Annotated in this window: 19 protein-coding genes and 1 pseudogene; 14 read left to right on the top strand and 6 right to left on the bottom strand. The window is 71.2% G+C overall.

The genetic code is table 11. The features are described from left to right. Window positions 1-492, bottom strand: a complete 492-nt coding sequence (locus ACH4TP_RS30760) for an SsgA family sporulation/cell division regulator (protein ID WP_389222371.1) — start codon at window positions 490-492, stop codon at window positions 1-3. 311 nt (window positions 493-803) lie between these two features. Here ACH4TP_RS30760 and ACH4TP_RS30755 point away from each other — a divergent pair. The 3 genes and pseudogenes from ACH4TP_RS30755 to ACH4TP_RS30745 form a co-directional block, all read left to right on the top strand. Next, window positions 804-923, top strand: a pseudogene (locus ACH4TP_RS30755) (DUF2510 domain-containing protein); the annotation flags it as partial. Between the two features lie 258 nt (window positions 924-1,181). After that, window positions 1,182-2,315 carry an RDD family protein gene (locus ACH4TP_RS30750; RefSeq protein ID WP_398439779.1) on the top strand — a complete coding sequence of 378 codons (1,134 nt, stop codon included), beginning with the start codon at window positions 1,182-1,184 and terminating at the stop codon, window positions 2,313-2,315. A 110-nt stretch (window positions 2,316-2,425) separates the two neighbouring features. Further along, window positions 2,426-3,118 (top strand): RDD family protein, encoded by a 693-nt coding sequence (locus ACH4TP_RS30745; protein WP_389222367.1) that lies wholly within the window; start codon window positions 2,426-2,428, stop codon window positions 3,116-3,118. A 51-nt stretch (window positions 3,119-3,169) separates the two neighbouring features. Here the strand turns inward: ACH4TP_RS30745 and ACH4TP_RS30740 are convergent, their stop codons facing one another. Then, window positions 3,170-3,430, bottom strand: coding sequence for a hypothetical protein (locus ACH4TP_RS30740; protein WP_389222365.1), 261 nt, complete (start codon window positions 3,428-3,430; stop codon window positions 3,170-3,172). Window positions 3,431-3,759: 329 nt separating this feature from the next. Here ACH4TP_RS30740 and ACH4TP_RS30735 point away from each other — a divergent pair, with 329 nt between their 5' ends. Together ACH4TP_RS30735 and ACH4TP_RS30730 are read left to right on the top strand one after the other, a co-directional pair. After that, window positions 3,760-6,168, top strand: coding sequence for an immune inhibitor A domain-containing protein (locus ACH4TP_RS30735; protein ID WP_398439737.1), 2,409 nt, complete (start codon window positions 3,760-3,762; stop codon window positions 6,166-6,168). Between the two features lie 123 nt (window positions 6,169-6,291). Continuing rightward, window positions 6,292-6,603: a hypothetical protein gene (locus ACH4TP_RS30730; RefSeq protein ID WP_389222361.1), complete on the top strand. Its 312-nt coding sequence runs from the start codon at window positions 6,292-6,294 to the stop codon at window positions 6,601-6,603. A 38-nt stretch (window positions 6,604-6,641) separates the two neighbouring features. On the opposite strand, the gene ACH4TP_RS30725 is transcribed toward ACH4TP_RS30730, so the two are convergent. Together ACH4TP_RS30725 and ACH4TP_RS30720 are read right to left on the bottom strand one after the other, a co-directional pair. Then, a complete protein-coding gene (locus tag ACH4TP_RS30725) occupies window positions 6,642-7,241 on the bottom strand; it encodes an isochorismatase family protein (RefSeq protein ID WP_398439736.1) in 600 nt (199 codons plus the stop codon). An 86-nt stretch (window positions 7,242-7,327) separates the two neighbouring features. Continuing rightward, a complete protein-coding gene (locus tag ACH4TP_RS30720) occupies window positions 7,328-8,656 on the bottom strand; it encodes a nicotinate phosphoribosyltransferase (protein ID WP_389222357.1) in 1,329 nt (442 codons plus the stop codon). Between the two features lie 114 nt (window positions 8,657-8,770). On the opposite strand from ACH4TP_RS30720, the gene clpS reads away from it, so the two are divergent. The 4 genes from clpS (at window position 8,771) to ACH4TP_RS30700 (ending at window position 11,929) form a co-directional block, all read left to right on the top strand. Continuing rightward, complete coding sequence (gene clpS, locus ACH4TP_RS30715) at window positions 8,771-9,076, top strand: ATP-dependent Clp protease adapter ClpS (protein WP_041129438.1); 306 nt, start codon at window positions 8,771-8,773, stop codon at window positions 9,074-9,076. Continuing rightward, on the top strand, window positions 9,076-9,660 hold the full coding sequence (locus ACH4TP_RS30710; protein WP_389222355.1) for a DUF2017 domain-containing protein: 585 nt from the start codon (window positions 9,076-9,078) through the stop codon (window positions 9,658-9,660). The genes clpS and ACH4TP_RS30710 overlap by 1 nt, the downstream gene beginning before the upstream one ends. Window positions 9,661-9,981: 321 nt before the next feature. Continuing rightward, complete coding sequence (locus ACH4TP_RS30705; protein WP_389222353.1) at window positions 9,982-11,418, top strand: amino acid permease; 1,437 nt, start codon at window positions 9,982-9,984, stop codon at window positions 11,416-11,418. A gap of 85 nt (window positions 11,419-11,503) precedes the next feature. Continuing rightward, on the top strand, window positions 11,504-11,929 hold the full coding sequence (locus tag ACH4TP_RS30700) for a Mov34/MPN/PAD-1 family protein (protein WP_389222351.1): 426 nt from the start codon (window positions 11,504-11,506) through the stop codon (window positions 11,927-11,929). A 26-nt stretch (window positions 11,930-11,955) separates the two neighbouring features. Here the strand turns inward: ACH4TP_RS30700 and ACH4TP_RS30695 are convergent, their stop codons facing one another. Further along, complete coding sequence (locus ACH4TP_RS30695; RefSeq protein ID WP_398439735.1) at window positions 11,956-12,900, bottom strand: GlxA family transcriptional regulator; 945 nt, start codon at window positions 12,898-12,900, stop codon at window positions 11,956-11,958. 72 nt (window positions 12,901-12,972) lie between these two features. Here ACH4TP_RS30695 and ACH4TP_RS30690 point away from each other — a divergent pair, with 72 nt between their 5' ends. The 4 genes from ACH4TP_RS30690 to ACH4TP_RS30675 all read left to right on the top strand — a co-directional run bounded on the left by ACH4TP_RS30690 (window position 12,973) and on the right by ACH4TP_RS30675 (window position 15,167). Then, the gene (locus ACH4TP_RS30690; protein ID WP_398439734.1) at window positions 12,973-13,611 is read left to right on the top strand and encodes an HD domain-containing protein; all 639 of its coding nucleotides are present in this window, start codon (window positions 12,973-12,975) and stop codon (window positions 13,609-13,611) included. A 102-nt stretch (window positions 13,612-13,713) separates the two neighbouring features. After that, complete coding sequence (locus tag ACH4TP_RS30685) at window positions 13,714-13,845, top strand: putative leader peptide (protein WP_389222345.1); 132 nt, start codon at window positions 13,714-13,716, stop codon at window positions 13,843-13,845. Window positions 13,846-13,932: 87 nt separating this feature from the next. Next, complete coding sequence (locus ACH4TP_RS30680; protein WP_369144471.1) at window positions 13,933-14,211, top strand: MoaD/ThiS family protein; 279 nt, start codon at window positions 13,933-13,935, stop codon at window positions 14,209-14,211. Between the two features lie 5 nt (window positions 14,212-14,216). Further along, on the top strand, window positions 14,217-15,167 hold the full coding sequence (locus tag ACH4TP_RS30675) for a PLP-dependent cysteine synthase family protein (RefSeq protein ID WP_398188672.1): 951 nt from the start codon (window positions 14,217-14,219) through the stop codon (window positions 15,165-15,167). A 151-nt stretch (window positions 15,168-15,318) separates the two neighbouring features. Here the strand turns inward: ACH4TP_RS30675 and ACH4TP_RS30670 are convergent, their stop codons facing one another. Then, entirely contained in the window at window positions 15,319-15,804 is a 486-nt protein-coding gene (locus ACH4TP_RS30670) for a type II toxin-antitoxin system PemK/MazF family toxin (protein ID WP_389222341.1), read from the bottom strand. 203 nt (window positions 15,805-16,007) lie between these two features. On the opposite strand from ACH4TP_RS30670, the gene ACH4TP_RS30665 reads away from it, so the two are divergent. Then, window positions 16,008-16,763 (top strand): MBL fold metallo-hydrolase, encoded by a 756-nt coding sequence (locus ACH4TP_RS30665; RefSeq protein ID WP_398439733.1) that lies wholly within the window; start codon window positions 16,008-16,010, stop codon window positions 16,761-16,763. The last annotated feature ends 52 nt before the right edge of the window (window positions 16,764-16,815 follow it).

The raw sequence follows: 16,815 nt of genomic DNA, 5'->3' as shown, positions 1-16,815 counted from the left end.
TCACAGCTCGCCGTCCTGGGACTCGTCCGACGGCCACGGGTCGCGCAGCCACAGCTCGTCGGCCACCACGGTGGTCGCCAGGAGCTCCGCGAGACCGTCGTCGATGCCGAGCCGCTCGGACTCGGTGCCCGGCGGCACCGCGCGCAGGGTCCGCTCCAGCCAGGCGGACACCTGCGCGGACGGCGCTTCGAGCAGGGCGTCGCCGTCGGGGGAGGAGAGGGCCATCAGGATGACGCTGCGGCCGTCGACCTTCGTGGGCCAGATGCGGACGTCCCCGTGGCCGCAGGCCCGGAAGACGCCCTCGACGAGCAGTTCGCGCGCGAACGTCCAGTTGACCGGGTGCTCCGTGCCGATGTGGAAGGTGATGTGGACGGCGTACGGGTCGTCGGTCCGGTACGCGAGCCGGGCGGGGACGGGGACGGAGCGCTCGGGGGAGAGCACCAGCTTCAGTTCCAGCTCGCGCTCGACGGTGGTGTTGTCGGTGTTCTGCATGGCCGTGCTCCTTCTCGCGTACGGGCCCCTGGCGGGCCTTCACCCGGAGAGAGCGGGGTGGACGCGGTTCATTACGCGACTTCGGGAAGTTTTTTCGGGAAGTTTTTCCGGGCCTCCTCCCGGGCAGGATGCATCGGCCCGAACATCACGGGGAGTGACCGATTCCGGTGTGCGTCCCCCCGAAGGCGGGCTTTCTCGCGGGCTCCCTCACCCCCGGGGGACGTTCTTCGTTACTGTCCTCCTTGGGTGCGGCACGCCCGGGGGTGCGGCCGCGCGGATCAAGGGCGTTGTGACTGAACGGAGTCGGGGCAGTGGCTACTCCTCCTGGAGGCGGCGGAGAGGTACCGCAGGCGGGGTACTACCCGGACCCCTCCATTCCCGGATACATCCGGTACTGGAACGGGGGCGCGTGGGTGCCCGGCACCAGCCGCCCCGCCCCCTCGGAGGGCGAGGTTCCGCCCCACCCGCCCGCCTCCGCCCTCCCAGCCGGCCCGATCCTGGCCCCCGGCCCGGCCCCCGCCCCGACACCGGTCCAGGCCCCGACACCGGTCCAGGCCCCGACTCCGGTCCAGGCTCCGACTCCGGTCCAGGCCTCGACTCCGGTTCAGGATCCGGTCCCGGCCTCCACTCCGGTCCCGGCTCCGGCTTCGTTCCCGGCCTCGGCCCCGGCCCCGACGTCCCCGCAGTCCGTGGAGCCGGCGCAGGCCGCCGCGCCCTTGCAGGCCGCCACCCCCGTGCAGGCCGCACCGCACGTGCCCGCCCAGGCGCAGGCCCCCGCCCCCGTGCCCGCGGTGGAGGAGACCGGGCCCGTCTTCCTCGACGAGGAGCCGCTCCCGGCGGAGCCCGCTTCGGCCTGGCAGGCGGACTCCGCCCGGCAGACCGGCTTCGGCGGCGACCTCGACCAGAAGGTCTCCTGGGGCGCGCCCCGGACGCCCGACCCGCGCACCCCGGCCGAGTGGCCGGTCGCGGGCGCGAGCGAGCCCGAGGAGGAGCGGCCCGCCCCGGCGCCCGTCGCGGACCCCCGGATGCCCGGGGGAGCGGCCCGCCTCGGCGGCATGCCCGTCACCCCGATCCCGGCCCCCTCCCCGGTGGTCCCGGCCCCTTCTCCGGCCCCGACACCCTCCCCGGCGCCGCAGCCCCGGCCCCGACCGGCCCCCGCCGCGGCAGCCCCCGCGCCCGCGCCCGTCCAGACCCCCACCCCCGCCCCCGTACCGGCGACGCCGTCCACCCCGTCCACGCCCTCCTGGGCCCAGCAGCCCCAGCCCCAGGAGCAACAGCCCGTCGTCCCCTGGAAGCCGCCCGTCGAAGACGTGTTCCAGGCGGCGGCCCGCGCGCAGGCCGCCGCGCGTCCCGCCGGACTCGGCAGGCGTCTGGTCGCCCGGCTCATCGACGGCGTCGTCCTGGGCGCGCTGGCCGGCGCGGCCGCCGTGCCCTTCGTGACCGCAGCCGTCGACCACATCGAGGGCAAGATCGAGGCGGCCAGGCAGTCGGGCACCACCGTCCAGGTGTGGCTGCTCGACTCGACGACCTCCGTCCAGTTCGGCATCGCGCTCGCCTCGCTGTTCGTCATCGGCATCCTGTACGAGGCGCTGCCCACCGCCAAGTGGGGCCGCACGCTGGGCAAGAAGCTGTGCGGGATCGAGGTGCGGGACATCGAGGCGCACCAGCCGCCGACGTTCGGGAAGGCGCTCCGCCGCTGGCTCGTCTACAGCGTCCTGGGGCTCCTCGGCATCGGCGTCGTCAACGTCCTGTGGTGCCTCTTCGACCGCCCCTGGCGGCAGTGCTGGCACGACAAGGCGGCCCGCACCTTCGTGGCGCGCTGAGGGCGGGGGAGCCTCCTCCCCGAGCCCTCCCCGCTCCCTCCTCGCGTCCCCGTCCCCCGAACGGGCGGTGATTCCTTGCGGGCCCGTCCCGCCCGGGATGCACTGCCCCCATGAGCACCGACCAGCCGCCCGACCGGCCGCCCGAGGACGACCCGTTCAGCAAGAGGCCCCCGGAGCCGCCGCCGGGAGGGCCGCCGCCGTCGGGGCCACCGCCCGGAGGACCGCCCCCGGGGAACCCGTACGGCTCCCCGTACGACAACCTGCCCCCGCCCCCGCCTCCGTACGGCAGTGGCTACGGCGGTTACGGCGGGACCGACCCGCTCTCCGGGATGCCGCCGCTCGCCGAGACCGGGCGGCGCGTCCTCGCCCGGCTGATCGACTGGGTGATCATCGCGGTGCCGCTGGCGATCATCGGCATCCCGTTCGACATCTACCAGCGGGCGACCCGGGACGGCAACGGCTTCGACGACACGGTCAACAGCCTCAACGGCGGCAGCCAGCTGGTCTTCCAGCTCATCACGATCGTCGCGTACGTCGCGTACGACACCGTGCTGACGGCCAAGGACGGCCGGACCCTCGGCAAGAGGATGATGAAGCTGCGGGTCGCGATGCTCAACGACGGCTCGACGCCCCCGATGAGCCAGTCGCTGCTGCGCGCCGTCGTGCTCTGGCTGCCCGCGCTGATCTGCTGCGCCTGCCTGTGGCCGCTGCTGATCCTCGTCCTGATCGTGCTCGACAAGCCGTACAAGCAGGGTCTGCACGACAAGGCGGCGAAGACGGTGGTCGTCACCGTCCCGCAGTAGACCGTCCCGCAGGAGACCGTCCCCCAAGGGGCGGGAAAGACGGACGAAGCGTCACGAACCGATCCGGGTCTCGGCCCCCGCGCCCACGCGCTCGGCGGCCGGCACCCGGATCTCCTCGTTCACCGGGGTATTGACGGGCCGCCCGCGCACCGGCATCGTCACGGCCACGAGGACGCCGAGCAGCAGGCAGGCGGTGCAGACGACCGCGATGCCCAGGGGCGTCGTCGTGCCGGAGAGCAGCAGCAGGGCGACGGTCGCGAGGACGACGGTGGCCGAACCACAGGTGAGCTGTGCGGCGTTCGGACGCTGCATGACGGGTACCGCCCCTCGGGACTCTGGTTCGACTCTACGACGGTGGATGCCCGGCCGGTGCGAGAGGTAAGCGTGACCTAACCCACGCTGCCGGTGCACGGGGGGCGCACGGGGGTCACGAAACCGTCGATCTCCCTTCATAGTGCGCCTACCGAGTGTTCGATTATCGGAAACCCGCTTCCGCATAGTGCAGTTGGCCTGTTCAAGTCAAGATCTGTCTTTTCTCGTTGCACTCCGGTCAAATGTCGTCACTTGTGACGCGCGACCCCGCCGGACGGACACCCCACCTTCGGTCCGGGGGCGAGGGGCGCCGGGGAGGACAACATCAAGTGACCAACAGACGACGGGCGATCAGAGCGTCCGCAGTCGTCGTGGCGCTCGCGGCCACCGCCGCCACCGCCTCGACCTTCACCACCGCCTGGGCCGACAACCACGGCAGCGTGACGCCGGCCGGCATCCAGACCGTCGACAAGACGGCGGTCGACCACGACCTCGACGGTCCGTTCAGCAAGCAGCAGGAGCAGGCGCGCAAGGCCGCCGTGGAGCAGGTGCTCAACGGCGAGACCAAGGTCGAGAAGCGCAACGGCTCCCAGGTCGTGAAGCTCGACAACAGGAAGTACGTCGAGCTCGGCCGTGAGAAGACCGACAAGATCTTCACGATCCTCGTCGAGTTCGGCGACAAGGTGGACAACACCACCCTGGTCGACCGCAAGGACGACGACACCACGGACCTCAAGCCGAAGTACGGCGGCGAGCCCGGCCCGCTGCACAACAAGATCGCCCAGCCCGACCGCGCGACGGACAACTCGACGGCCTGGCAGGCGGACTACAACCAGCAGCACTTCCAGGACCTGTACTTCGGCACCGGCAAGGACAAGGCCGGCAACCCGAAGCACTCCATGAAGACCTTCTACGAGCGCACCTCGTCCGGCCGCTACTCGGTCGACGGCGAGGTCTCGGACTGGGTCAAGGTCCCGTACAACGAGGCCCGCTACGGCTCCAACTACTGCGGCCAGACCAACTGCGCCAACGTGTGGGACACCGTCCGCGACGGCGTCAACGCCTGGGTCGCCGACCAGAAGGCCAAGGGCAGGACCGACGCCCAGATCAAGGCCGACCTGTCGAAGTACGACCAGTGGGACCGTTACGACCACGACGGCGACGGCAACTTCAACGAGCCCGACGGCTACATCGACCACTTCCAGATCGTCCACGCGGGCGAGGACGAGTCGGCCGGCGGCGGCGTCCAGGGCAAGAACGCCCTGTGGGCCCACCGCTGGTACGCCTACGGCACCGACGCCGGCAAGACCGGCCCGGCCGACAACAAGGCCGGCGGCACGCAGATCGGCGACACCGGCATCTGGGTCGGCGACTACACGATGCAGCCGGAGAACGGCGGCCTCGGCGTCTTCGCCCACGAGTACGGCCACGACCTCGGTCTGCCGGACCACTACGACACCTCCGGCGGCGGCGAGAACTCGACCGGCTTCTGGGACCTGATGTCGTCCGGTTCCTGGCTCGGCACCGGCAAGGACGCCATCGGCGACCTCCCCGGCGACATGAGCGCCTGGGACAAGCTCCAGCTCGGCTGGCTGAACTACGCCAAGGTCAACGACTGGCAGCGCGCCACCAAGACCAAGTTCAAGCTGGGCGTCTCGGAGTACAACACCGAGAACCCGCAGGCGCTCCTCGTCGAGCTGCCGAAGAGCAAGGTCTCCACCGAGGTCGTGGCCCCCGCCGAGGGCGCCACCCAGTGGTGGAGCAACATGGGTGACGACCTCAAGAACACCCTCACCCGTGACGTCGACCTGACCGGCAAGTCGAAGGCCCAGCTGGACCTCTCGGGCTGGTACGACATCGAGCAGGACTACGACTTCCTGTACGCCGAGGTCTCCACCGACGGCGCCAACTGGACCGCCCTGGACGGCACCGCCGACGGCGTGGCCCTGCAGAAGGACGCCTCCGGCGCCCCGGCGCTGACCGGCACCTCCGGCGCGCACAAGAAGCTCTCGTACAACCTGGACGCCTACGCGGGCAAGAAGTTCCAGCTCCGCTTCCGCTACCAGACGGACGGCGGCGCGGGCGGCAAGGGCTTCACCGCCGACGCCATCACGCTGACCGCCGACGGTGCCGCCGTCTTCTCGGACAACGCCGAGAACGGTGACAACGGCTGGGTCGCCAAGGGCTTCTCGCGCATCGGCAAGGGCTTCACGAAGGAGTACGAGCAGTACTACATCGCGGAGAACCGCCAGTACACCTCGTACGACAAGACCCTGAAGACCGGCCCGTACAACTTCGGTTTCACGGGTGACAAGGCCAGCTGGGTCGAGCACTACGCGTACCAGAACGGTCTGCTGATCTGGAAGTGGGACCTGTCCCAGAAGGACAACAACACCTCCCAGCACCCGGGCAAGGGCCTCGTGCTCCCGATCGACTCGCACCCGAGCCCGCTGAAGTGGTCGGACGGCACCCTGATGCGCAACCGCGTCCAGGCGTACGACTCCCCGTTCAGCATCTCCGGCACGGACGGCTTCCAGCTGCACAAGGCCGGCGTCGCCACCTGGGTCCCGTCCCAGGCCGGCAACCCGACCTTCGACGACCGCAAGGGCGTCTACTGGTTCGCCGAGACCCCGCTCGCCGGTGTCCAGGTAACTGACACCAACACCAAGATCCAGGTCGTCAAGGAGCCGAAGGATGGCCAGACGATCACGGTTCAGGTCGGCCCCTCGACCAATTAATCGGTAAAGCCGCAGGTCAAAGCATGATCGGCCGTCGCCCTCTAGCGGGCGGCGGCCGATCGTGTTTAGGTGCGTCTGACACCGGTCTTATTGACATCTGATCCACGGGGGAGTGGTTCCGCTATGCCCAACGGAGGGTTCTGCAAGCTGCCGGGAGGCAGTGTGGTCGTCGCCATAGGGCTGCCGAGCCCGGCCGGCGACGGCGCCACCGTGCGCTTCCTGGTGCACGCCGCCAACCGCGCCCGCGCCCTGACCCGGCTGCGGAACCTGGGGCTGCGGGCGGTCTACCTCCGGGGCAACAGCGAGCCGCCCACTCCGGACGAGATCACCGCCGTCCTGCACCACCCGGACGGCCTGCTGTGGAGGTCCGCCCAGGGCGCCGCCCAGGAACTCTGGCACCCCGCCCGCTCCCTCCCGAAGGAGCCGGCCGCCTAGGCCGCCCCGTCCGGCGGACCGGGCCCGGGCCCCGGGACTCAGGCGACGACCGGCCTGCCCGTGAGCTCCACGCCCGCCGCCCGGAGCTCCTCCAGGGCCCGGTCCGTGGTCGCCTCGGCCACCCCGGCCGTCAGGTCGAGCAGGACGTGGGTCCGGAAGCCCTCCCGGGCCGCGTCCAGGGCCGTGGCCCGGACGCAGTGGTCGGTCGCGATGCCGACCACGTCGACCTCGGTGACGTCCCGCTCGCGCAGCCACTCCGCGAGCGTCCGGCCGTTCTCGTCGCGCCCCTCGAAGCCGCTGTACGCGGCGGAGTACGCGCCCTTGTCGAAGACGGCGTCGATCGCCCCGCTGGCGACGGCGGGCGCGAAGTTCGGGTGGAAGCCGACGCCCTCCGTCCCGGCCACGCAGTGCACCGGCCAGGAGGACACGTAGTCCGGCTCCTCACCGGCCGGGGCGAAGTGCGCGCCCGGGTCGACGTGGTGGTCGCGGGTGGCGACGACGTGCCGGTAGACGGGGCCCGCCGCCTGGCCGACCAGGTCGGTGACGGCGGCGGCGACGTCCGCGCCGCCGGTCACCGCGAGGCTGCCGCCCTCGCAGAAGTCGTTCTGAACGTCCACAACGATCAATGCGCGGTGCATGGCGGGTGTCCTTAGCGCGTCGGAAGGGAGATGCTCGAGCCTAGAGACTTCCCCCTCCGTTCGGGAGGGGGCCGCCCCGAGGACTCCTACACGTACTCGGTCGGCAGGACGGGCTCGCCCCGCGACAGCTGGATCGCCGACATCGGCAGCCCGGCGCGGGCCGCGATGTGCCGCGCCCTGGCCGTCTCCAGGGGCTCCCGGGCCACCACGTCGCCGCCCTTGACCAGCTCGACGAGCAGCTGGTGGCCGGCGAGCTCCGGCGGGACGGGGCCGGTGCCCACGACCTCCGCCTCGGCGACCCCGGCCGCGTCGGGCCGGCGGGCCGCCCACTTGCGGCCGCCGACCGAGGCCTTGCCGCCCAGCGACTTCTTGGCCACCGGCACCAGCGGCGCCTTCGGATCGGCCGAGGCGGCCCGGGCGACCAGCTTGTAGACCATGGAGCAGGTCGGGTGGCCGCTGCCGGTGACCAGCTGCGTGCCCACCCCGTACGCGTCGACCGGGGCCGCCGCGAGCGAGGCGATGGCGTACTCGTCGAGGTCCGAGGTGACCACGATCTTCGTGTCCCGGGCGCCCAGCTCGTCGAGCTGCGCCCGCACCCGGTGCGCGACGAGCAGCAGGTCGCCCGAGTCGATCCGCACGGCCCCGAGCCCGGGTCCCGCGACCTCGACGGCGGTCCGGACGGCCTCGGCCACGTCGTACGTGTCGACGAGCAGGGTCGTGCCGCTCCCCAGGGTCTCCACCTGGGCCCGGAAGGCGTCCCGCTCGCTGTCGTGGAGCAGGGTGAAGGCGTGGGCGGATGTGCCGACGGTCGGGATGCCGTAGCGGAAGCCGGCCGCGAGGTCCGAGGTGGCCTGGAAGCCGCCGACGTACGCGGCGCGGGAGGCGGCGACGGCCGCCAGCTCGTGGGTGCGGCGGGCGCCCATCTCGATCAGGCGCCGCCCGCCGGCCGCGGCCGACATGCGGGAGGCGGCGGCCGCGATGGCCGAGTCGTGGTTGAGGATCGAGAGGATCACGGTCTCCAGGAGCACGCACTCCGCGAAGGAGCCCTCGACGCGCAGCACGGGGGAGCCGGGGAAGTACACCTCGCCCTCGGGGTAGCCCCAGATGTCGCCGGAGAAGCGGTAGCGGGCCAGCCACTCCAGGGTCGGCTCGTCGACGATGGAGCGCTCCCGCAGGAACCCCAGGACGGCGGGGTCGAAGCGGAAGTTCTCGACGGCGTCCAGGACCCGGCCGACGCCCGCGAGGACGCCGTAGCGCCGTCCCTCGGGCAGCCGCCGGGTGAAGACCTCGAAGACGGAGCGCCGGTCGGCGGTGCCGGCCCGCAGGGCCGCCTGGAGCATGGTCAGCTCGTACTGATCGGTGAAGAGCGCGGTCGACGGCACGTCCACCGGCAGCCCAAGGTCCGCAGCGTTCATGTCGGCGATGCTAGCGCAGAAATCGTCAGAGTGACGAATAGTGGGTCCGAACAGCGGATCCCTTCGCGTGCCCCGTTTGCGCGACCGCCCCCCAGGGGTGACAACATGGGGTGAGTGAGCGTCGCGCCTATTGAGATCGAACGTACGGAATCGGCCGAGGAGGTCTCCGCGGTCGTCGAACCCGACGTGCCCTGGGTGACCCTCGTGCACAACGATCCGGTCAACCTGATGAGCTATGTCGAGTACGTCTTCCAGTCGTACTTCGGATACTCCAAGGACAAGGCGCACAAGCTGATGCTCGACGTGCACAACAAGGGCCGCGCGGTGGTCTCCAGCGGCACCCGCGAGGAGATGGAACGGGACGTGCAGGCGATGCACGGCTACGGCCTGTGGGCGACCCTCTCCCAGGACCGCTTCTGATGGCCGGGCAGTTCGAGGCGCTCCCCGGCGGCGGCGCGGCCGTCGCGCTCGACGACGTCGAGATCTCCATCCTCCGCTCCCTCGCCGTCCAGCTCATGGAGCTGATCGGCCCCGGCGACGAGCCCGCCCCGGACGCGGACCCGCTGGCCGCGCTCTTCGCCGAGGGACCGAGCGAGCCGCCCTCCGACCCCGCCCTGCGGCGCCTGTTCCCCGACGCGTACGGGGACGACAGCGAGGAGCTGCGGGCGGCCGCCTCCGACTTCCGCCGCTACACCGAGAACGACCTGAGGGCCCGCAAGCGCGAGGACGCCCTCGCGGTCGTGCGCGCCCTCGACTCGCTGTCCGCCGAGGCGGCGGGGGAGGGCGGCGCGGTCCTGAAGCTCACCCCGGACGAGTCCCGGGCCTGGCTCGGCGCGCTCAACGACCTCCGGCTGACCATCGGGACCCGTCTGGAGATCACGGAGGACGAGCAGAGCGAGGAGCTGTACCGGTTGCCGGACTCCGATCCGCGCAAGCCGATGGTGATGGCGTACCTCTGGCTGGGGGCGCTGCAGGAGTCCCTCGTCGCGACCCTGATGGTCTGACCGACCGGCCGTTCACGCCCTGTTCGCTCAGCGGACGCTCAAATCCGGATAACGAATGCGTTATCAGAGCGTCCGCTTCTCCATCTTGCGCACTCTTTGTCCGTATTTAATTGTGGCGTGCGCCACAGTCAACTCCGCCGATCACCCCTCACCCCGTGATAAATCTTCACGACCACTCGGGCAACGCCACCCCTGTTCCCGAGGGCGCTTGGGCCGGCTGACCGCCGGTAGCACTCCATCCACATCCGGGGGGATCAGGAACTGATCCGCAGCAGACGCACTCGCAGTCGCGCGGATCAGCATGGAGAAAGGCGCACCACCATGACCTCAGTGCAGGTCGATCAGCAGCACGACGGCAATGAGGCCGGGGACTCCGCCCAGGGCGAGGGCTACCACCGGGCACTCGGCGCCCGCCAGATCCAGATGATCGCGATCGGCGGCGCCATCGGCACCGGGCTCTTCCTCGGGGCGGGCAAGGGCATCTCCATCGCGGGACCCAGCCTGATCCTCGCGTACGCCGCCGCGGGCCTCGTCATCTTCTTCATCATGAGGGCGCTCGGCGAACTCCTCATGTACCGCCCGGTGTCGGGCTCCTTCTCGGAGTACGCGCGGGAGTTCATCGGCCCGTTCGCGGGCTTCGCGACCGGATGGACGTACTGGCTCTTCTGGGTCGTCACCGGCATCACCGAGGTCACCGCCGCGGCCACCTACATGACGTACTGGTGGGACATCCCGCAGTGGCTCTCCGCCCTCGTCTTCACCGTGATCCTCTACGCGGCCAACCTGATCTCCGTGAAGCTCTTCGGTGAGCTGGAGTTCTGGTTCTCCATGGTCAAGGTCACCGCGATCGTCGGCATGATCCTGATCTGCGCCGGCATCCTCACCCTCGGCTTCTCCGACGCCGGCGACACCGCCTCCGTCACCCACCTGTGGGACCTCGGCGGCTTCTTCGCCGGCAAGGACGGCATCTTCTCGACCCTGATGACCCTCCAGATGGTCATGTTCGCCTTCCTCGCGGTCGAGCTCGTGGGCGTGACGGCGGGCGAGTCGAAGGACCCGAAGACGGTCCTGCCGAAGGCCATCAACACCGTGCCGTGGCGCATCGCCGTCTTCTACGTCGGCGCGCTGATCATGATCCTGTCGGTCGTCCCGTGGACCGAGTTCAAGCCGGGCGTCAGCCCGTTCGTCGCGGCCTTCGAGAAGATGGGCCTCGGCATCGGCGCCGCGATCGTCAACTTCGTCGTCCTCACGGCGGCCCTGTCCTCCTGCAACTCGGGCATGTACTCCACCGGCCGCATGCTGCGCGACCTCGCGCTCAACGGCCAGGGCCCGAAGGTCTTCACCAAGCTGACGAAGTCCGGCACCCCGCTGGTCGGCACCACCGTCTCGGCCGCGCTGATGATGGTCGGCGTCTGGATCAACTACCAGTGGCCCGGCGACGCGTTCAACTACGTCGTCTCCTTCGCCACCATCTCCGGCATGTGGGCCTGGATCGTCATCCTGGTCTGCCAGATCCGCTACCGCCGCAAGGCCGACCGCGGCGAGCTGCCGCAGTCGCCCTTCAAGGCGCCCGGCGGCATCTGGTTCAGCGTCTTCTCGCTCGCCTTCATCGGCATGGTCATCGTGACCATGGGCATGGACAAGGACAACCGCGTCGCGCTGTACGGCGCGCCGGTCTGGGGCCTGATCCTCGCCGTCTCGTACCTGGTGCTCAAGGCCCGCAACCCGGAGGGCGCGGCCTTCGCCAAGCGCTCCTGACGTTCCTGACCTGCACGGTCTCAGCATCCGGGCCGTTCCGTACCAAACCTCGGTACGGGGCGGCCCGTCTGCTTATCCTGTCGACATGCTGACCATCACCCGGGCCCTGTACGAGCAGATCGTGGAGCACTCCCGCGCGGACCACCCCGACGAGGCCTGCGGCGTGGTCGCGGGACCGGTCGGCAGCGGCCGCCCCGAGCGGTTCATCCCGATGCTGAACGCCGCCCGCTCGCCCACCTTCTACGAGTTCGACTCCGCGGACCTGCTCAAGCTCTACCGCGACATGGACGACCGGGACGAGGAGCCCGTCATCGTCTACCACTCGCACACCGCGACCGAGGCCTACCCGTCCCGCACGGACATCTCGTACGCCAACGAGCCCCAGGCCCACTACGTCCTCGTCTCCACCGCCGACACCGACGGCGCCGGCCCCTTCCAGTTCCGCTCCTTCACGATCGTCGAGGGCGTCGTGACGGAGGAGGAGGTCAAGATCGTCGAGGCCTACGAGTAGGACGCGGGTCACGGACGGGGCGCGGCCTACGAGGAGGACGTCGTCCGGAAGCGCGCCAGATACGCGGAGGGCGTCACCCCGAAGTGCCGGGCGAACGCCCTCCGCAGGCTCTCGTCACTCCCGAGCCCGCTCCGCGCCGCCGCCCCCGTCACGCTCGCCCCGCCTTCGAGCAGCATCCGCGCCGCCTCCACCCGCACCCGCTCCACGTACCCCGCCGGCGTCGCCCCGACCTGCTCCCGGAACAGCCGCGCCAGATGCCGGGCACTCATCCCGGCCCGCCGCGCGAGCGCCGACGCGCTGTGGTCCGCCGCCGGATCGGCCGCCACCGCGTCCAGCAGCGGCCGCACCACCGGGTGCCCCGTCGGGGGAGTCCGCGAAGCCGCCGAGAACTGCGACTGCCCGCCCGGCCGCTGGAGGAACACCACGAGGTCCCGCGCCACCACCCGGGCCGCCTCCGGCCCCCGGTCCTCCTCCACCAGGGCCAAACACAGATCGATCCCGGCCGTCACCCCCGCCGAGGACCACACCTCCCCGTCCCGCACGTGGATCGCGTCCGCGTTCACCTCCACCGCCGGATACCGGAGCGCCAGCGCCCCCGCGTGCTCCCAGTGCGTCGTCGCCCGCCGCCCGGCGAGCAGCCCCGCCTCCGCCAGCGCGAACGCCCCCGTGCACACCGACGCCACCCGCCCCGAGCGCGCCGCGAGCGCCGCCACCTCCGGAGCGGCCGCCACGCACCGCTCCACGTCCACCGCCCCCGGGACGATCAGCGTGTCCGCGCCCCGCACCTCCCCGGCCGCTCGGTCCGCCCCGATCCGCAGCCCGCACGAGGTCCGTACGCCCCGCCCGTCCGGCGAGCACACCCGTACCCCGTAGCCGGACCCGGCCGTCGAGAAGACCTCCAGCGGGGCCGACACGTCCAGCAGCCGGACCCCGTCGAAGGCGAACACCCACACCTCGTGCGTCCTCGTCATGTGTCCGATTCTGTGGGACGCCTGTCCCTGAGGACATGGCGGGCACCCGGCCCCGACGGCGAGGCTCGACCCATGAACCCGATGACGCTCATCCCCGACAGCAAGCTCGCCGCCGCCGCCACCGAACTCGTCCACGACACCGCCACCGAGCTGATCTACGACCACTCCCGCCGCGTCTACCTCTTCGGCGCCCTCCAGGGGCGCGCCCGAGGCCTCGCCTTCGACCCCGAACTCCTCTACGTCGGCGCCATGTTCCACGACCTCGGCCTCGGCGAGGAGCACCGCGCGAGCGGCCGCCGCTTCGAGGTCGACGGCGCCGAGGAGGCCGCCGCCTTCCTCCGCTCCCACGGCGCCGACGAGGACGCCGTCCGCCGCGTCTGGACCGCCATCGCCCTCCACACCACCCCCGGCATCCCCGCCTTCATGGAGCCCGAGGTCGCCCTCGTCACCGCCGGCGTCGAGTACGACGTCCTCGGCATCGGCTACGACGACCCCTCCGCCGTCACCCCCGAGGACCGCGCCGCGATCGTCGCCGCCCACCCCCGCCCCGACTTCAAGCGCCGCATCCTGGCCGCCTTCACCGAGGGCATCGCGCCCAAGCCGGACACCGCCTTCGGCAACGTCAAGGCCGACGTCCTGCGCCACTTCGTGCCCGGTTTCGGACCCGGCGACTTCGTGACGACGATCCAGGACTCCGCCTGGCCCGAGTGACGACCCCCGTCACCACCTGCGACGTCCGGTAGTCGGTCAGAAATCATCCATCATGTGAGATCACATTCCGGAACCCGGACCGGGAATCGATACGATGAGCCCATGGTTTCCCACGACGTGAGCGAAGAGACGCCGAGCAGCACCCTGCTCGTGGCACGCCTGCACGTCGACCTGTGCCGCCTGGCCAGCGCGATCTGTACCCCGCGCCGTACCGCCGCACGCGCCGCGCTCTGAGACGACCGAGCGCCTCACCGTACGATCCCCTCCGCGCGGGGCCACAGAAGCGCGCCCATCACGCCACTTCCGACAGGAGCCCACGCCATGGCCATCGAGGTCCGCATCCCGACCATCCTCCGCACCTACACCGACGGCGAGAAGGCCGTCGAGGGCAGCGGCGCGACCCTCGCCGAGCTCTTCGCCGACCTGGAGACCCGCCACGCCGGGATCGAGGCCCGCATCGTCGACGGCGGCAAGCTCCGCCGCTTCGTCAACGTCTACCTCAACGACGAGGACGTCCGCTTCCTCGACGGCATCGACACCAAGCTCACCGACGGCGACAACGTCACGATCCTGCCGGCCGTCGCCGGCGGCATGGTCTGATCCACATGCGCTACGACTCCTCGCTGGCCGCGGTCGGCAACACGCCGCTGGTCCGCCTCCCCCGGCTCTCGCCCTCGGACGACGTCCGCATCTGGGCGAAGCTGGAGGACCGCAACCCGACCGGCTCGGTCAAGGACCGCCCCGCGCTCCACATGGTCGAGCAGGCGGAGAAGGACGGCCGCCTCACCCCCGGCTGCACCATCCTGGAGCCGACCAGCGGCAACACCGGCATCTCCCTCGCCATGGCCGCCAAGCTCAAGGGCTACCGCATCGTCTGCGTCATGCCCGAGAACACCAGCGAGGAGCGGCGCCAGCTGCTCGCCATGTGGGGCGCCGAGATCATCTCGTCCCCCGCGGCGGGCGGATCGAACACGGCGGTGCGCGTCGCCAAGGAGCTCGCGGAGCAGAACCCCGACTGGGTGATGCTCTACCAGTACGGCAACCCCGACAACGCCGGCGCGCACTACGCCACCACCGGCCCGGAGATCCTCGCCGACCTCCCCTCCATCACCCACTTCGTGGCCGGTCTCGGCACCACCGGGACCCTGATGGGCGTCGGCCGCTACCTGCGCGAGCACAAGCCCGACGTCAAGATCGTCGCCGCCGAGCCGCGCTATGACGACCTCGTCTACGGCCTGCGCAACCTCGACGAGGGTTTCGTCCCCGAGCTGTACGACGCCTCCGTCCTCACCACCCGCTTCTCCGTCGGCTCCGCCGACGCCGTCAGCCGCACCCGCGAACTCCTCCAGCAGGAGGGCATCTTCGCCGGCGTCTCCACCGGCGCCGCCCTCCACGCCGCCATCGGCGTCGGCAACAAGGCCCTCAAGGCCGGCGAGACCGCCGACATCGCCTTCGTCGTCGCCGACGGCGGCTGGAAGTACCTCTCGACGGGCCTCTACACGGCCAGGACGACGGAAGAGGCAATCGAGGCGGTCCAGGGCCAGCTCTGGGCGTAGGAGGTGTGGGCAATCGTTCCACCGGGGCGAGGGGGTCCCCCCTGCTCGAGCGAAGCCGAGAGCTCGGGGGAGGGTGGGCACACCGGACGGCGCCCCCTGCCGGGCCTAGGCTTCCGAGCCTGAACCCGCACCCGGCGGCCCCGCACCCGCGCTAACGCGCAAGGTGGCGGACCTGGTCCCACACGACCGGGTCCGCCATCCCCACCCTCCGCCGGAACTCCCACACCGGCACATCCCGCAACTCGTCCGTCTCCAGAAAACTCGGCCGCCCCTGCGCGTCCCCCACGGACCCGGGCGGCAGCGCGATCACCCCGGGCCGCTCGTCGTGGTACTTGCTGGTGATCTTCGCGACGACCGCGCTGTCCCCCCGTACCACGAGCACCAGACAGGGCCGGTCCTTCGACCCGGGCCCGTCCTCGAAGGGCACGTCCGCCCACCAGATCTCACCCGCCCGCGGAAGCCGCTCCGGCACCCGCCCCCGCGGCGCGGGCCCCCGCGTCGGACGGGCCGGCGGCCGGGTCCGCCCCGCGGGCCTCCCCTTCGGCCGCCGCGAGGACCGCCTCCGCCCATCGGCGAGCGCCACCACCAGCGCGATCACCACGACCGCGACCAGCGCGGGCCACCACGACGTGTCCATACCTCAAGAAGGTACCGGTGCGCGCGCCACCCCGCCGCCGCGCTCCGCCATCCATCCGAACCGGTGACAGAGCCCGTGAGTTCGCCCACAACGGGCCGCCGCGGAGGAGCGACAGGCCCGGGTGCGCCGTACGCTCGACAGACCGCACAGCCTCCCCCTCCCTCAGCGCGCTTTCCGCACCCGTCCACGGAGGTTCACGCTCCATGAAGCTCACCGTCGTCGGCTGCTCCGGGTCGTTCCCGTCCGCGGATTCGGCCTGTTCGAGCTACCTCGTCGAGGCCGACGGCTTCCGGCTGCTCCTCGACATGGGCAACGGCGCCCTGGGCGAGCTGCAGCGCCACATCGGTCTGTACGACCTCGACGCGATCTTCCTCAGCCACCTCCACGCGGACCACTGCATCGACATGTGCGGGTACTTCGTCGCCCGCTACTACCGGCACGAGGGCGGGCGCTGCGACGCGATCCCCGTGTACGCCCCCGAGGGCGCCGAGCAGCGCCTGACCACGGCCTACGCGGACACCCCCTCGCCGTCCTCGATGAGCGAGGTCTTCGACTTCCGCACGCTGAAGTCGGGCGGCAGCTTCGAGATCGGCCCGTTCTCCGTCCGTACGGAGAAGGTGTGCCACCCGGTCGAGGCGTACGGCATCCGGGTCGAGCACGGCGGCCGTTCGCTCACGTACTCCGGGGACACCGGGGTCTGCGAGGCGCTGAACGACCTGGCCACCGGCACCGACCTCTTCCTCTGCGAGGCCTCCTTCACCCACGGCAAGGAGGACGTCCCGGACCTCCACCTCAACGGCCGGGAGGCCGGCGCGCAGGCGACCCGGGCGGGAGTGGGCCGCCTGGTCCTCACCCACATCCCGCCGTGGACGGACGGCGAGCGGAACCTCGCGGACGCGCGCGAGACCTACGCGGGCCCCTCGGAGCTGGCGCGGGCGGGAGCGGTGTACGAGGTCTGAGCGGGCGTACGGACACGGGGAAGGCCCCGGAACCTGGACGGTTCCGGGGCCT

The organism is Streptomyces sp. NPDC021012, assembly GCF_044333355.1.
GTDB lineage: Bacteria > Actinomycetota > Actinomycetes > Streptomycetales > Streptomycetaceae > Streptomyces.
Note: the sequence above shows the minus strand (reverse complement) of the source record. Positions and strands in the feature narration are given on the sequence as shown.

What these genes read in the sequence shown, in the direction of transcription:
- ACH4TP_RS30695 (WP_398439735.1), bottom strand. Translation starts at nt 12,900, where the DNA reads ATGACGAGGACGCACGAGGTGTGGGTGTTCGCCTTCGACGGGGTCCGG.
- ACH4TP_RS30710 (WP_389222355.1), top strand. Translation starts at nt 9,076, where the DNA reads ATGGCCGGGCAGTTCGAGGCGCTCCCCGGCGGCGGCGCGGCCGTCGCG.
- ACH4TP_RS30740 (WP_389222365.1), bottom strand. Translation starts at nt 3,430, where the DNA reads ATGCAGCGTCCGAACGCCGCACAGCTCACCTGTGGTTCGGCCACCGTC.
- ACH4TP_RS30760 (WP_389222371.1), bottom strand. Translation starts at nt 492, where the DNA reads ATGCAGAACACCGACAACACCACCGTCGAGCGCGAGCTGGAACTGAAG.
- ACH4TP_RS30700 (WP_389222351.1), top strand. Translation starts at nt 11,504, where the DNA reads ATGCTGACCATCACCCGGGCCCTGTACGAGCAGATCGTGGAGCACTCC.
- ACH4TP_RS30725 (WP_398439736.1), bottom strand. Translation starts at nt 7,241, where the DNA reads ATGCACCGCGCATTGATCGTTGTGGACGTTCAGAACGACTTCTGCGAG.
- ACH4TP_RS30745 (WP_389222367.1), top strand. Translation starts at nt 2,426, where the DNA reads ATGAGCACCGACCAGCCGCCCGACCGGCCGCCCGAGGACGACCCGTTC.
- ACH4TP_RS30690 (WP_398439734.1), top strand. Translation starts at nt 12,973, where the DNA reads ATGAACCCGATGACGCTCATCCCCGACAGCAAGCTCGCCGCCGCCGCC.
- ACH4TP_RS30665 (WP_398439733.1), top strand. Translation starts at nt 16,008, where the DNA reads ATGAAGCTCACCGTCGTCGGCTGCTCCGGGTCGTTCCCGTCCGCGGAT.
- ACH4TP_RS30670 (WP_389222341.1), bottom strand. Translation starts at nt 15,804, where the DNA reads ATGGACACGTCGTGGTGGCCCGCGCTGGTCGCGGTCGTGGTGATCGCG.
- ACH4TP_RS30705 (WP_389222353.1), top strand. Translation starts at nt 9,982, where the DNA reads ATGACCTCAGTGCAGGTCGATCAGCAGCACGACGGCAATGAGGCCGGG.
- ACH4TP_RS30730 (WP_389222361.1), top strand. Translation starts at nt 6,292, where the DNA reads ATGCCCAACGGAGGGTTCTGCAAGCTGCCGGGAGGCAGTGTGGTCGTC.
- ACH4TP_RS30720 (WP_389222357.1), bottom strand. Translation starts at nt 8,656, where the DNA reads ATGAACGCTGCGGACCTTGGGCTGCCGGTGGACGTGCCGTCGACCGCG.
- ACH4TP_RS30680 (WP_369144471.1), top strand. Translation starts at nt 13,933, where the DNA reads ATGGCCATCGAGGTCCGCATCCCGACCATCCTCCGCACCTACACCGAC.
- ACH4TP_RS30675 (WP_398188672.1), top strand. Translation starts at nt 14,217, where the DNA reads ATGCGCTACGACTCCTCGCTGGCCGCGGTCGGCAACACGCCGCTGGTC.
- ACH4TP_RS30685 (WP_389222345.1), top strand. Translation starts at nt 13,714, where the DNA reads ATGGTTTCCCACGACGTGAGCGAAGAGACGCCGAGCAGCACCCTGCTC.